This window comes from Empedobacter brevis NBRC 14943 = ATCC 43319 (assembly GCF_000382425.1).
GTDB lineage: Bacteria > Bacteroidota > Bacteroidia > Flavobacteriales > Weeksellaceae > Empedobacter > Empedobacter brevis.
Window position 1 is genome coordinate 16,584 of record NZ_KB908294.1, and the last position, 13,519, is coordinate 30,102.

Consider the following 13,519-nt stretch of genomic DNA (forward strand, 5'->3'; position numbering starts at 1 on the left):
GCTCCCTTTTGTATGTTAGACACAAATTAAAAATTGTTCAAACGCTATAAAACTAAGTGCCCGCTATTTTTACAAATTTTGGAGTATCGAACTTCGGTGTAATTGTTGGCATATCTACTTTGACTGATATTGGCATTGGAAAATCAACTCCCATAATAATTGCTTCTCCTGACCCTAAAGATGGTAAAAAAGAAAGAGTTTCTTTATTGGCAGTCGAGCAAGCACTCGCGATTGCTTCCTTATCTTGATAATTTATCAGCCTATGAGTAATGAATGTTCCCATTTGACTTAGCGTACCAACAGGAATATCTCTTGGCATTTGTGTTGATAAACATAGAAATAATCCATATTTACGACTTTCTTTAGCAATGTTATCAAAAGCATTTAATTCTGTGCTTTCAAAATATTCATCCTTAATTTTCTTGTTTAAAAACTGATGGGCTTCATCTACAAAGAGAATTAGAGGATTTTCTCTGAAAATATTAGTTCGAGCTTTATTCAATAAGTATCTTCCCAATGAATTTGCCAAGATTTCTCTTGCCTGAAAATTATAAGGTACATTTTCAAAACCAATTCTTAAAATATTTAATTCTGGATTATTCAAAAACTCGTCTATCTTGGTTATTAGGTTATTTGTGGTTGGAGCATTAAATCCAAACATACCGGAATAATCATTGTCCGATATTACATTGTTAACACGCATTATTAAACTCGTTGCATTTCCATAATTTCTTTCATCTCTATTGTTTGCCCAACGGTCGTTGAATATTTGAAAACATTCATTCCCTATTTGCCTGTGGAGTAGATTTATACTGAAATTATTTATTGTGAAATCTTCTATAATAGATTTATAAGTAAAGTAGGCATTATTATATGCCGCAGTAATATTATTTTGTTTTACAACTAATCCATTATTTATAACCACTTGCTGACCCCTGAATGTAAAAGTATCGTTAGTTCCATCATTATTATGTCCATTATTAGGAATATTCCCTAATAAGCAATGTGCAACTTTTAACGACTTAATAGCTTCCAATAAAACGGGTTGCTGTACTTGTCCTGATGGTCTGAACAGAACGAATAAATCATTAATGGTTAAATTCTGATATGGAAAATAGCTTTCTGAAATCAGTGTTGAATGGTCAACTTTTGGATGAGCATCAAATGTAGAGTATTCTCCCGTTGGGTCTAAGATTATAGCTTTTGCTCCGGTTTCTATAACTCCCTCAATAAATTTGCTGATGGTATAACTTTTCCCTCCTCCTGTTGTACCAACAACCGCACAATGACGACTAAATATCGCTTGCAAAGAAATATCTACGGGAACATTTTTATCGTATATCAAATTCCCCATTCTAAAAGTAGGAGAATGTTCGATATTTTCGGGTTTTATGCCAAAGGTTTTGAAATGTGTAGAAAGAAATTCCGACGAACAAATGAATACCTTAGAACCAATGAGTGGGAGGCTATTTATCCCTTTTTCTATTCTACTCGGGTCAAACAAATCAAATGATAAAAGAATTTCTATTCTTCCTACTGGATGAAATGCTTTAGTTGAAAAAGTTCTTTCACTTAATTCCAACCGTTCTTTTTCAGGTAATGATATTTCCAACATTTTTCCCAGAAAACCTTTTTCCTCTCCCTCAACAACAATATAGTTTCCTACAAGTCCACCTCTCAACACTTCTGCGTGGTGAACAAATGTTTTCATCAAAACAGAAGACGGGAAATGCACTTTCACAAATGCAGGGGATACAAAATTTACATACCCAAGAAAATGACTGTGATTAAAGGGGCTATTGCTCATATCTAACTATTAGGGATATTAATTACTATTTGTCGTGTATCTTCCTGATTGTAAGATTTTAAGTCAGGATAATTCTTAGCGAAATCCTCAAAGGTTTCTGAAACAATAGATATATTGGAATATTTGTTTGCAGCATCAATAAAGGGTTTCATATTTTCGTTGGTTTCATCTATCCCTTTATTTACAATCATCAATTGAAAGCCTGGATTTTGTTCCAAGGCTTCGATGATTGCGGTTACGATATGTTTATCCCCGAAACTAAAGCCTATTGTAATAAGGAAAACATTCTCCTTTCTCAAATTGGACTGGAACCTCGACATCATTTCAAAATACGGCTGTTCATAAGAGCTTTCATATTTTGATTGATGTGGATATATCATCAATGGTTCGTCAGGTTCTTCTTTTTGTATAATCTTGTTGTCTTGCTTTTCCCAATTTACAGAACCGTGTAATTTGTACAAATGGAAAACTTTTTGAATAAAATTGTCTTCTTCTTTTACTCTACTTTGATTGCGGGAAACAATATCGTAATCATAATTACGCCCACTAAATATTCTTGGTTGAGAAAATGAAAACCCGTCTATAACAACAAAATTGCTTTCACAAGCTGATTGTTCAAACATTAGGTCATAATTCAATGTAAACAGCTTAAATCTTGGTAAAGTAACTTTGCGTTTCGTTATTTTATTTAATAAGAGCGTATGTGGCGAATTATCTGGCAAACTCAATTGACAGGCTTCTTTGATAAAATCTTTAATTTTGTTTACACAATCCTCAATATCTATATCCTCTTTGGGTATATATGGTATAGCAGGTGTTGCCATAGAAAGAACCTTTTCTAAATTCTTTACTATAGAGCCATCATCCCATTTTTCATCGTAGCCAATAGTTTCAAGTAACTTTCCAAAAACATCGGCTGTTAAAAGAGCTTCCGCATCATCCCATAAATTTGCCATCGACTTACCCAACTTCCCATCTTTTCCCCAACCAATAGATGACCCTGCACCAGTTAGAAGTAATAAATTCTCAAACTGATTATTTAGAGTTTGGGAGTATTTATTCCTATTTGTTGCAATTGCATAATCAATTCTATTTTCGGTACTTTCTTTGAAATCGTGAAGTTTGCCGTCGATATATACTTTTATATCAGTAGCATCACTATCATCATAAGCAACAGAACTGTTATTGTTGAGTAAAATGTATTTCATATTCGCATATTTTATTTGTTAACCTTTTTATTGCCAAAGAAGAGTTGTTAAAAACCTAATCTGCATTATTCTTGATTGCATTTAATTCTTTTAAAACAATTTTTAAAGCCTGCTTTCCTATTTCTTTATCGTCAATAAGTCCCTTTATTTTATCTGAAAACCATAAAACCAATAGCTCATCAATTGGGGTATTCAAAAATTCTGCAAGCTTTTCGATGTGTTTTCTTGGCAATGGTCTTTCTTCATTTTCGACTTTACTGATAAAAGCACTATCCAGTTCCAATGCAGCCCCAACTTCCCGTAGGAACAATCCTTTACTTTCTCTTAGTCTTTTTATGTGTTTTCCAAATGCCATTTTGCTTTTTTAAGACTTGTCTAAATATGTCAAATTTAAGCAAAATAGTTTAATAAATACGGATTTAGACTTTCTATAAAGCCACTCACTGCCAAATCATTCCTTTGACTGCCACTTTATTATAACGCCCTGATTTCTGAAACACCTTTGTCCCGAAAGTCCGCAAGGTGCGGGATAACAATAACAAATTAATGTGTTTCAATTATGGAAAAACAGAGAAAAAAAGTTTTGCTGGCAGCCGTGGCTATGCTGTCAGGAATTGGTGCGCTCGCACAGGGAAACGGCTCGGCAGGTATCAACGAGGCTACCCAAATGGTAACGTCTTATTTCGACCCCGCAACCCAATTAATTTACGCCATCGGTGCGGTGGTCGGGCTAATCGGAGGTGTTAAGGTGTACAACAAATTCAGTTCGGGCGACCCCGATACATCGAAAACTGCGGCGAGCTGGTTCGGTGCGTGTATCTTCTTAATTGTTGCGGCTACCATCCTGCGTTCATTCTTCCTTTAATCCTTTGCTTTATGAACAATTACAACATAAACAAAGGCATCGGAAGAACGGTGGAATTTAAAGGTTTGAAAGCGCAATACCTTTTCATCTTCGCAGGCGGACTGCTCGGTACGCTCATCCTCGTGATGATACTGTATATGGCAGGCGTAAACTCTTACATCTGCCTGTTCCTCGGAGCAGGCGGTGCTTCGCTCATTGTGTGGCAGACCTTTTCACTAAACAGGAAGTACGGCGAACACGGGCTAATGAAAATCGGGGCAGGAAAAAGACATCCCCGATACATCATTTGTCGCAAGCCTGTACACCGCTATTTAAAATTCACTCCTAAATCGAATGCCCTATGAGAAACGTTGCAAAGACAACAACGCTGGAAAACAAATTTCCTTTGTTGGCAGTAGAAAACAACTGCATCCTTTCCAAAGATGCGGACATTACCGCCTGCTTTGAGGTTCGTTTGCCGGAACTGTTTACGGTAGCATCGGCGGAATACGAAGCCATTCACTCCGCCTGGCACAAGGCTATCAAGACTTTGCCGGATTTTACGGTCATCCACAAACAGGATTGGTACATCAAAGAAAGCTATGCTCCCGATTTGGCAAAGGAAGACCAAAGTTTTTTGGCTAAATCCTACCAACGCCATTTTAATGAGCGACCATTTCTGAACCATTATTGTTACCTGTTCCTGACCAAGACAACCAAAGAGCGTATGCGTATGCAAAGTAATTTTTCATCGCTTTGCAAAGGTTCGCTGATACCAAAGGAAATCAGGAACAAGGAACCGATACACCGCTTTATGGAAGCGGTGACACAGTTTGAACGTATCGTAAACGATAGTGGTTTTATAACGCTGCAACGCCTTACCGAAGATGACATCATCGGAACTGACGAAAAGCAGGGATTACTGGAACAATACCTTACGCTATCGAGGGATGCGGGAACACCGATGCAGGACATCGCACTCGGAACAGAAGAAGTCCGTGTCGGGAACAAAAGGTTAAGCCTGCACACGCTTTCGGACACGGACGACCTACCCGGAACGGTATCTGCCGATACCCGTTTTGAAAAGCTATCTACCGACCGTAGCGACTGCCGTTTGTCATTCGCCGCACCGGTGGGCTTGCTGTTAAGCTGTAACCATATCTACAACCAATATTTGTTTATAGACAACAGCGAAGACAACCTGCAAAAGTTTGAAAAGTCTGCAAGGAATATGCACTCTTTGGCAAGGTATAGCAGGGCAAACCAAATCAACAAAGAGTGGATAGAAAAATACCTGAACGAAGCACATTCGTTCGGTCTTTCTTCCATAAGGGCACACTTCAACATTATGGCGTGGTCGGAAGACCCTGCGGAGCTGAAACAGTTAAAGAACGATTGCGGTAGTGCATTGGCATTGATGGAGTGTAAGCCTCGCCACAACACTACGGACGTAGCCACTTTGTTTTGGGCTGGAATGCCCGGCAATGCAGGCGATTTTCCGAGTGAGGAAAGTTTTTACACTTTTATCGAGCCTGCGTTATGCTTCTTCACGGAAGAAACCAACTACCACAATTCGCCCTCTCCGTTCGGTATCAAAATGGCTGACCGCCTGACCGGAAAGCCTATCCATTTGGATATATCGGATTTGCCAATGAAACGTGGGATTATCACGAACCGCAACAAATTCATTTTGGGGCCATCAGGTTCGGGAAAATCGTTCTTCACAAATCATATGGTAAGGCAATACTACGAACAGGGTGCTCACGTCCTGTTGGTGGATACAGGGAATAGTTATCAGGGCTTATGCGAACTCATCAAAGGAAAGACCAAAGGCGAAGACGGCGTGTATTTTACATACACCGAAGACAATCCCATTGCCTTTAACCCTTTCTATACCGATGATGGCGTGTTCGACATTGAGAAGCGTGAAAGTGTCAAGACTTTGATACTGACACTCTGGAAACGTGATGATGAACCGCCAACCCGTTCTGAAGAGGTTGCTCTTTCCAATGCCGTAAGCGGCTATATCGAACGTATCAAAACGGACGATGTTTACCCATCATTTAACGGTTTCTACGAGTATGTCAAAGGCGATTACCGCAAGGTACTCGAAGAAAAACAGGTAAGGGAAAAAGACTTTGACATAGCAAATTTTTTAAACGTTCTCGAACCCTACTATAAAGGTGGAGAGTACGATTATCTGTTGAACTCCGATAAGCAGTTAGACCTGCTTTCCAAACGCTTTATCGTGTTTGAAATTGATGCGATTAAAGACCACAAAATCCTCTTTCCCATAGTCACAATTATCATTATGGAAGTTTTTATCAACAAGATGCGGAGGCTGAAAGGTATCCGAAAACTCATCCTGATTGAAGAAGCGTGGAAAGCGATTGCCAAAGAAGGAATGGCGGAATATATAAAATATTTATTTAAAACCGTCCGCAAATTCTTCGGAGAGGCGATTGTCGTTACGCAAGAGGTAGATGATATTATCCAGTCGCCCATTGTAAAAGAAAGTATCATCAACAATTCCGACTGTAAAATCCTCTTAGACCAGCGTAAGTATATGAATAAATTCGATGACATACAGGCAATGTTGGGGCTTACAGATAAGGAAAAAGGTCAGGTACTTTCTATCAATATGAACAACGATGCAAGCCGACTGTACAAAGAGGTTTGGATTGGCTTAGGTGGTACGAACTCGGCAGTCTATGCCACCGAAGTTAGTTTGGAGGAATACCTCGCATACACGACAGAAGAAACCGAAAAAATGGAAGTGATGCAATTAGCTTCCGAATTGGACGGTAACGTAGAACTCGCCATTAAGCATATCGCAATGCAAAGGCGTGACAAAGCAAATCAATAGTCATTAACATTTTAAAATTCATAAAAATGAAAAAGTTCCTTTTTATGGTGTGTACGGCACTAATGCTCGCCGTAGCACCGTCCGCAAAAGCACAATGGGTAGTAACCGACCCCACAAATCTGGCATCGGGTATTCTCAACAGTGCGAATGAAATCGTACAGACTTCTTCCACGGTATCCAATGTAATTAAAAATTTCAAGGAAGTGGAAAAGGTGTATAAACAGGGTAAGGAGTATTACGACAAGCTACAAGCTGTAAATAATCTTGTAAAAGATGCACGTAAGGTACAGCAGACTGTATTGCTTGTCGGTGACGTATCCGAAATGTATGTTACCAACTTCGGTAAGATGATGAACGACCCGAATTTTTCTGCACAGGAATTGGCAGCTATCAGCAATGGTTATTCGGCACTATTGAATGAAAGTACCGAACTGCTGAAAGAACTCAAACAGATTGTAACCTCATCAAGCCTTTCGCTGAACGACAAAGAGCGTATGGATATTATTGATAGAGTGTACAAAGAAGTAAAGGAATACCACAGCTTGGTACGCTACTATACCAATAAGAATATCTCTGTAAGTATTCTAAGAGCAAAAAAGCAGAACAATACCAAAAGAGTGCTTGACCTCTATGGAACTCCTAACCAAAAATACTGGTAGTTATGGAATTTCAAAATCTTCACGAAGTCCTACGCTCATTATATGATGAGATGCTCCCACTGTCCGCCGATATGGCGGCAGTGGCTAAAGGGATAGCCGGATTGGGGGCTTTGTTCTATGTTGCCATAAAAGTATGGCAGGCTTTGAGCAGGGCTGAACCCATTGATATGTACCCCTTGCTCCGTCCTTTCGCTTTGGGGCTTTGCATTATGTTTTTCCCAACTATCGTATTGGGAACAATCAATGCCGTGTTAAGTCCGGTGGTACAGGGTACTCACACAATCCTCGAAAATCAGGTGCTTGACCTCAACGATTTGCAGGCGAAAAAAGACCTGCTCGAACGGGAAGCTATGCTACGAAATCCTGAAACAGCCTATCTCGTATCAAATGAGGAATTTGATAAAAAGCTCGAAGAATTGGGCTGGTCGCCCGGCGATTTGATTACGATGTCGGGAATGTATATGGATAGGTTTGCCTACCAAACCGAACAAGCTATTAAGAATTGGTTTCGCAATCTGTTAGAGGTACTGTTTCAGGCGGCAGCTTTGGTCATTGATACCATAAGGACGTTCTTTCTCATTGTCCTGTCCATACTCGGGCCGATAGCCTTTGCGATAAGCGTGTGGGACGGTTTTCAGTCCACGCTCACGCAATGGCTGACCCGATACGTCAGCGTTTACCTGTGGTTGCCTGTGGCAGACCTGTTCAGCTCTATGCTTGCCAAAATACAATCCCTCATTATCGAAAAGGATATAGCAATGCTTGCCGACCCGACTTACATTCCTGATACCTCAAATACCGTGTACATCATCTTTATGATAATCGGCATCATCGGGTACTTCACAATTCCGACCGTGACAGGTTGGGTAATCCAAGCCGGAGGCGCAGGAAACTTTACCCGTAATGTCAACCAAGCTGCAATGAAAACCGGAAATATCGCCGGAGCAGGAACAGGTTCGGCAGTTGGAAATATCGGTGGCAGGTTAATGGGGAAATAAAAACAATCAAATCATTTAAAAATGGAATTTAAAACATTAAGAAATATCGAAAACAGTTTTAGGCAAATACGGCTGTATGCCATTGTATTTGCCGTTCTCTGCCTAAGTGTGGTAGGATTTTCACTTTGGAAATCTTACAGCTTTGCAGACGAACAACGCCAAAAAATCTATGTGCTGGATAATGGAAAATCGTTGATGCTTGCCTTATCGCAAGATGCAAGTATCAACCGACCTGTGGAAGCAAGGGAGCACGTCAGGCGTTTTCACGAACTCTTTTTTACGCTTGCTCCCGACAAGAACGCTATCGAAAGCAATATGAGCAGGGCATTCAACCTTGCCGATAAATCAGCTTTTGATTATTACAAAGACCTATCGGAAAAGGGCTATTACAGCAGGATTATTTCGGGGAATGTACAGCAACGCATTGAGGTGGATAGTGTCGTGTGCAATTTCGACACCTATCCGTATGCGGTGCGTACCTACGCCAAACAATTCATTATCCGTTCGAGCAACGTGACCAGGCGTAACCTGATTACTTCCTGCTATCTCGTGAACTCTGTCCGTTCGGACAACAACCCGCAAGGCTTCAACATCGAAAAGTTTGCAGTGATAGAAAACAGGGATATAGAAGTTATCGAACGCTAAAAAAACAATCTTATGGAAGCATTATCAGATTTAAACACGTTTGCAAAAATCCTTACCGATAAAGGATATAACGGCTATTTCCATACGCAGGGAGCGTATGCCGGAAAGTTGAAGGAAAGTATCGGCGAATACCTCGAAAACTGCCAAAAAGGTACAGATAGTTTGCCTAAACAGGACTTGTTGCTGACGGGCTACCTGCAATGGTCGGGCGAAGACAAGCCAAGTGTAGAATGCAGTATGTGGGTAAAATACCTGAACGGCAAATTCTCGCTCAACAGAATGGAGGTTGCAAGGAAAGACCAATTTGGGCAACTGCTGAAAAAATCGGAACTGACAAACCTGTCTGTAATATCCGCACCCAAAGCGGTTGAGGCAGTCGCTTTGGTCAATGAAGAACCGAAGCAAAAGGCAGGTCAAAGTCCTAAGCGTTTCAAGCTATAACAACAGAAATAGTAAGGTTATGAAAAAACTAAGAGCAAATATGGACAGGTACTTTGACAAGCTGGACGAACGCTGGCGGGCATTGCCCTTGCGGAAACAGCACCAATACACACTTTACTTTTTTGTGGGGTATCTACTGCTTACGGCAGGGGTCATTTGCAAAGTATGGTACGATACCTCAAAGTCGGGTAACGATATGGTCATTGAGCATATCGAAAACCCTGTCCTCAAAAAAAGTGAAAGCCCTGCAAGATTGCAGGACACATTATCAACAATTCTAAAAAACAAGATTTATGAAAGAAAATGAGAACAAAAAGTCGGTTGTTCGGGTAACGGAAGGGAACCAGGCAGCAACCGCTGATGTACCGCAAGACGGTACACAGAACAAAGCCGAAAAGCTCAAAAAGCCGCTCATCTTTGGCTTAATGGGAATTGTCTTCGTAGGTTGTATGTACCTCATATTTAAACCATCCGCAGACAAAAAGGAAATCGAGAACATCGGGCTGAACGATGCAGTACCAGAGGCTACCGGAGCAGGAATGCCTGCCGACAAAGGCAAGGCTTATGAGTTGGAAATGCTGGAACGCAAAGAGCAAGAAAAACGCAATGCACTTACCACGCTTTCTGACTATTGGAATACTGAAGACAAAAAAGAGCCTAATGATGAATTTCCCGAAGAAGACGAAAGCAACAGCTATGGCGGTGGCAGAGGTTCGGGCAGAAACGGCAATCCGGCATTGAGCAGTTACCGCAATGCACAAAGCACATTGGGTTCATTTTATCAGGATAACAACTCGGAAACAACAGAACTCCGCAGGCAATTGGACGAACTAAAAGAACAATTAGCCGAGAAAGATGTGCCTAAATCTGTAACCGTTGATGACCAGCTTGCCCTAATGGAGAAATCCTACCAGATGGCGGCAAAGTATCTGCCAACGGGTACAAATTCGACAGAAGTTCCACCTGTTAAAAGTGCAGGTACAGCTACGACCGGTTCAACTCAAAAAGAACATTTTGTAGCGTTTACACCGACAAGGAAAAACACCGTTTCCGCTTTGTATCGTGAGCCTACGGACAGTGCCTTTTTAGCCGATTGGAGCGAAACAAGAAACCGGGGCTTTTATACCGCAGGTTCTATTGAGCAAACGGCACAACCGAAAAACAGTATCAAAGCCTGTGTACACGATGCACAAACGGTTATCGGCGAAACAGGGGTACGATTGCGATTGTTAGAGCCAGCCCAAACGCCCGGGCGTACCATTCCAAAAGGAACGATTGTAACAGCTAATGCCAAATTTCAGGGTGGACGATTACAGCTAAAAATTACCTCCGTAGAATTAGAGGGCAACATCATTCCGGTTGATATTACTATTTACGATTTGGACGGACAGCAAGGCTTGTACGTTCCGTATTCGCCCGAAATGAACGCCCTTACCGAAATGGCGGGCAATATGAGCCAGACTTCGGGAACAAGCATAATGCTCACGCAGAATGCAGGACAACAGGTTGCTGCTGATTTAAGCCGTGGCGTGGTACAGGGTGTTTCGGGCTATTTCGCCAAAAAGGTAAGAACCCCAAAGGTTACGCTAAAAGCGGGGCATCAGGTCTTCCTTGTATCTAAAAAATAATGTTGAACTCAAATAATTTAAACAATGAAAAATCATTTAAAAACCTTTTGGGCATTTGCCCTGATACTCGGCTTTGCCGTACAATCTTTTGCACAGGATAGTGCAAAAACTCCGCTTGCATTAGGCAAGATAGAACCGTATAGAATGGAAGTTACCTACGATAAAACTTCACATCTTATTTTTCCGACCGCCATTCGTTATGTGGATTTGGGAAGCGAATACCTGATTGCAGGAAAAGCGGAAGATGCGGAAAACGTGTTGCGTGTAAAAGCATCGGTAAGGGAATTTGAAGCGGAAACCAATTTTTCTGTCATTACCAATGACGGGCGTTTTTACAGCTTCAATGTGCATTACAGTTCCTATCCGGAGGCAATGAGCTATGACCTGCTCACGATGCAAAAGGCAGTAGATAAAGCCAATGGTAACGATGTGCTTTTTGAAGAATTGGGCAACAATTCTCCGTCATTGGCAGGCTTGCTGTTGGAAACGATTTACAAGAAAGACAAACGTATTGTAAAGCATATCGGGGCTAAGAGCTTCGGTATTCAGTTTATCCTCAAAGGCATTTACATACACATCGGCAAATACTATTTCCATACGGAATTGAGAAACCGTACCAATGTGCCATTTCAGATTGATTTTGTGAATTTCAAGGTAGTGGATAAAAAGGTAGCCAAACGTACCGTAGTACAGGAACGCCCGATGATACCGCTTAGGACTTACAAGCCACTGGACGACATTGCCGGAAAAACAATCGAACAAAACGTCTTCCTGTTAGACCAATTTACCATTGCCGATGACAAGGTACTGCTGATTGAGATTTTCGAGAAAAACGGAGGCAGGCATCAAACGCTCCAGATAGAAAATTCCGACTTAATCAAAGCCCGTTTGATTAACGATATGCACCTGAAATTTTAATAACCTTTTAAAGTAAATAATATGAAAAAGTATATCTATACCGTGATGCTCATCTTTATGGCCATCACGGTCACACAGGCACAAAGAATGTTACCTAAACAGAAAGGATTGGAAGTGAGTACGGGTGTGCTGTCCGATGATAAAATCGGTAACGATTATTATATCAATGTAGCAATGACCGTAAACGGCAAAAATGGTAACTATCAGCTTTGGGCGTTGGAATACACTCATCAATACCACGATTATAAAGACCTCCGCATACCGCAGGAAACTTATACCGCAGAGGGCGGTTACAGCTTCTTCCTCTTGGGCGATGCCCGTAAGAACATCACGCTGAACTTCGGAATAACAGGTGTAGTCGGTTACGAAAGTATCAACCGTGGCGAAGCAATGTTGTATGACGGAGCAAAAATTTTGAGCGAGGATAATTTTATCTACGGAGCTGGTGGACGGCTCACATTTGAAACGTACCTGTCCGACCGTTTTGTGTTAGTCCTGCAAGGGCGTACAAAGGTTTTGTGGGGTACAGACTTGGAACAGTTCCGACCGTCCGCAGGCGTGGGATTAAGGTTAAATTTTTAAAACGTAAAAACAATGATAGCAATATTCAATAAATTCAGGATAGGATTAAGCTCAATATATGTACTCTTGGCAATCCTCACAGCTTCGGTTACGTTGGTATCTTGTAGCAAAGACGATGAACTCGAAATACAGAACGATTTCCCTTTTGAGGTCAAAGTAATGCCTGTACCCAAAGATGTTGCCAGTGGGCAGACCGTAGAGATACGGATTACCATACAGCGAACAGGCAATTACAGCAATACGCAATATTTTCTCCGCTACTTCCAATTTGACGGTCAAGGCACATTGCGGTATTATGACGAACCACCGTATTTGCCAAACGATTTGTATTCGTTGCCAACGGAGCAGTTCCGGTTGTATTACACTTCGTCATCTACCGTATCACAATCCTTTGAGGTTTGGATTTCGGATAACTTCGGTAACGAAAAGCAGTTGAGCTTTCAGTTCAACAGTAGTGATTAATGCTACTTATATAAAAGCAAAACCGACTGTTACAGGTCGGTTTTTTGCTTTTCAGCTTTCGGTGTACGTTGTTTTTTTGTTTAAATTTACTTGAATTATAATCTTAACGGGTATGGATACAGTTACGGCTCAATTGGTGTTTGGTATTATTGTTATCGTTATTGCGATAGTGCTTATTTATTGGATAAACCGCAGGAAATTTTACAGGCGTAATGGTATGGGTGCAGAGGGATTTTCGAGTTTTGAAGCATCTGTATTTACCCGTTTTATAGAACGTATCGGCAAATGGATTGCCTATGCTTTAATTGTTGTCGGTATTGTCTGTATATGGACTTACAGCCAAATGAAAAAGGAAAAGGAACTGCAAAAAGTGGAGATACAAAACCCTCGATAATCAATCTGCTCATTCAAGTTGCCACTTAAGATATTTGTATAATTTTGTAGTATCTTAAACAGCTTTA

Annotated in this window: 16 protein-coding genes; 13 read left to right on the forward strand and 3 right to left on the reverse strand. The window is 40.9% G+C overall.

All coding sequences use genetic code 11. From position 1 onward, the window contains the following. Positions 1-52: 52 nt before the first annotated feature. Genes H277_RS0107105 through H277_RS0107115 form a run of 3 tightly spaced genes read right to left on the reverse strand, consistent with a single transcriptional unit; the run spans position 53 to position 3,370 of the window. Positions 53-1,807 (reverse strand): ATP-binding protein, encoded by a 1,755-nt coding sequence (locus tag H277_RS0107105; RefSeq protein ID WP_026357461.1) that lies wholly within the window; start codon positions 1,805-1,807, stop codon positions 53-55. A gap of 2 nt (positions 1,808-1,809) precedes the next feature. Continuing rightward, a complete protein-coding gene (locus H277_RS0107110; RefSeq protein ID WP_019974894.1) occupies positions 1,810-3,015 on the reverse strand; it encodes an SIR2 family protein in 1,206 nt (401 codons plus the stop codon). Positions 3,016-3,070: 55 nt separating this feature from the next. Continuing rightward, positions 3,071-3,370 (reverse strand): helix-turn-helix domain-containing protein, encoded by a 300-nt coding sequence (locus tag H277_RS0107115; RefSeq protein WP_019974895.1) that lies wholly within the window; start codon positions 3,368-3,370, stop codon positions 3,071-3,073. A gap of 204 nt (positions 3,371-3,574) precedes the next feature. On the opposite strand from H277_RS0107115, the gene H277_RS0107120 reads away from it, so the two are divergent. From H277_RS0107120 to H277_RS0107175, 13 genes are all read left to right on the forward strand, one after another. Next, complete coding sequence (locus H277_RS0107120; protein WP_019974896.1) at positions 3,575-3,880, forward strand: DUF4134 domain-containing protein; 306 nt, start codon at positions 3,575-3,577, stop codon at positions 3,878-3,880. 11 nt (positions 3,881-3,891) lie between these two features. Beyond that, on the forward strand, positions 3,892-4,224 hold the full coding sequence (locus tag H277_RS0107125) for a DUF4133 domain-containing protein (protein WP_019974897.1): 333 nt from the start codon (positions 3,892-3,894) through the stop codon (positions 4,222-4,224). Continuing rightward, positions 4,221-6,725, forward strand: coding sequence for a TraG family conjugative transposon ATPase (locus H277_RS0107130; protein WP_019974898.1), 2,505 nt, complete (start codon positions 4,221-4,223; stop codon positions 6,723-6,725). Before H277_RS0107125 ends, H277_RS0107130 begins: the two co-directional genes overlap by 4 nt. Before the next feature lie 26 nt (positions 6,726-6,751). Beyond that, a complete protein-coding gene (locus H277_RS0107135) occupies positions 6,752-7,384 on the forward strand; it encodes a DUF4141 domain-containing protein (protein ID WP_019974899.1) in 633 nt (210 codons plus the stop codon). Between the two features lie 2 nt (positions 7,385-7,386). Continuing rightward, positions 7,387-8,382 (forward strand): conjugative transposon protein TraJ, encoded by a 996-nt coding sequence (gene traJ, locus H277_RS0107140; RefSeq protein ID WP_026357462.1) that lies wholly within the window; start codon positions 7,387-7,389, stop codon positions 8,380-8,382. A 21-nt stretch (positions 8,383-8,403) separates the two neighbouring features. Then, the gene (gene traK / locus H277_RS0107145) at positions 8,404-9,027 is read left to right on the forward strand and encodes a conjugative transposon protein TraK (RefSeq protein ID WP_026357463.1); all 624 of its coding nucleotides are present in this window, start codon (positions 8,404-8,406) and stop codon (positions 9,025-9,027) included. Positions 9,028-9,039: 12 nt separating this feature from the next. Continuing rightward, entirely contained in the window at positions 9,040-9,468 is a 429-nt protein-coding gene (locus tag H277_RS0107150) for a hypothetical protein (RefSeq protein ID WP_019974902.1), read from the forward strand. A 19-nt stretch (positions 9,469-9,487) separates the two neighbouring features. Next, the gene (locus H277_RS0107155) at positions 9,488-9,775 is read left to right on the forward strand and encodes a hypothetical protein (RefSeq protein WP_019974903.1); all 288 of its coding nucleotides are present in this window, start codon (positions 9,488-9,490) and stop codon (positions 9,773-9,775) included. Continuing rightward, a complete protein-coding gene (traM, locus tag H277_RS0107160) occupies positions 9,762-11,096 on the forward strand; it encodes a conjugative transposon protein TraM (protein ID WP_019974904.1) in 1,335 nt (444 codons plus the stop codon). The genes H277_RS0107155 and traM overlap by 14 nt, the downstream gene beginning before the upstream one ends. A gap of 24 nt (positions 11,097-11,120) precedes the next feature. After that, the gene (gene traN / locus H277_RS0107165) at positions 11,121-12,014 is read left to right on the forward strand and encodes a conjugative transposon protein TraN (RefSeq protein ID WP_019974905.1); all 894 of its coding nucleotides are present in this window, start codon (positions 11,121-11,123) and stop codon (positions 12,012-12,014) included. Between the two features lie 21 nt (positions 12,015-12,035). Further along, positions 12,036-12,596: a conjugal transfer protein TraO gene (locus H277_RS0107170; RefSeq protein ID WP_026357464.1), complete on the forward strand. Its 561-nt coding sequence runs from the start codon at positions 12,036-12,038 to the stop codon at positions 12,594-12,596. A 12-nt stretch (positions 12,597-12,608) separates the two neighbouring features. Beyond that, positions 12,609-13,058, forward strand: coding sequence for a DUF3872 domain-containing protein (locus H277_RS19975; protein WP_034727225.1), 450 nt, complete (start codon positions 12,609-12,611; stop codon positions 13,056-13,058). A gap of 112 nt (positions 13,059-13,170) precedes the next feature. Beyond that, complete coding sequence (locus tag H277_RS0107175; protein WP_019974907.1) at positions 13,171-13,452, forward strand: hypothetical protein; 282 nt, start codon at positions 13,171-13,173, stop codon at positions 13,450-13,452. The last annotated feature ends 67 nt before the right edge of the window (positions 13,453-13,519 follow it).

Excerpts from the sequence above, each read along its gene's own strand:
- H277_RS0107125 (WP_019974897.1), top strand. The coding sequence starts at position 3,892 with ATGAACAATTACAACATAAACAAAGGCATCGGAAGAACGGTGGAATTT.
- H277_RS0107135 (WP_019974899.1), top strand. The coding sequence starts at position 6,752 with ATGAAAAAGTTCCTTTTTATGGTGTGTACGGCACTAATGCTCGCCGTA.
- H277_RS0107115 (WP_019974895.1), bottom strand. The coding sequence starts at position 3,370 with ATGGCATTTGGAAAACACATAAAAAGACTAAGAGAAAGTAAAGGATTG.
- traN (WP_019974905.1), top strand. The coding sequence starts at position 11,121 with ATGAAAAATCATTTAAAAACCTTTTGGGCATTTGCCCTGATACTCGGC.
- H277_RS0107155 (WP_019974903.1), top strand. The coding sequence starts at position 9,488 with ATGAAAAAACTAAGAGCAAATATGGACAGGTACTTTGACAAGCTGGAC.
- traJ (WP_026357462.1), top strand. The coding sequence starts at position 7,387 with ATGGAATTTCAAAATCTTCACGAAGTCCTACGCTCATTATATGATGAG.
- H277_RS0107150 (WP_019974902.1), top strand. The coding sequence starts at position 9,040 with ATGGAAGCATTATCAGATTTAAACACGTTTGCAAAAATCCTTACCGAT.
- H277_RS0107110 (WP_019974894.1), bottom strand. The coding sequence starts at position 3,015 with ATGAAATACATTTTACTCAACAATAACAGTTCTGTTGCTTATGATGAT.
- traM (WP_019974904.1), top strand. The coding sequence starts at position 9,762 with ATGAAAGAAAATGAGAACAAAAAGTCGGTTGTTCGGGTAACGGAAGGG.
- H277_RS0107170 (WP_026357464.1), top strand. The coding sequence starts at position 12,036 with ATGAAAAAGTATATCTATACCGTGATGCTCATCTTTATGGCCATCACG.
- H277_RS0107175 (WP_019974907.1), top strand. The coding sequence starts at position 13,171 with ATGGATACAGTTACGGCTCAATTGGTGTTTGGTATTATTGTTATCGTT.
- traK (WP_026357463.1), top strand. The coding sequence starts at position 8,404 with ATGGAATTTAAAACATTAAGAAATATCGAAAACAGTTTTAGGCAAATA.
- H277_RS19975 (WP_034727225.1), top strand. The coding sequence starts at position 12,609 with ATGATAGCAATATTCAATAAATTCAGGATAGGATTAAGCTCAATATAT.
- H277_RS0107120 (WP_019974896.1), top strand. The coding sequence starts at position 3,575 with ATGGAAAAACAGAGAAAAAAAGTTTTGCTGGCAGCCGTGGCTATGCTG.
- H277_RS0107105 (WP_026357461.1), bottom strand. The coding sequence starts at position 1,807 with ATGAGCAATAGCCCCTTTAATCACAGTCATTTTCTTGGGTATGTAAAT.
- H277_RS0107130 (WP_019974898.1), top strand. The coding sequence starts at position 4,221 with ATGAGAAACGTTGCAAAGACAACAACGCTGGAAAACAAATTTCCTTTG.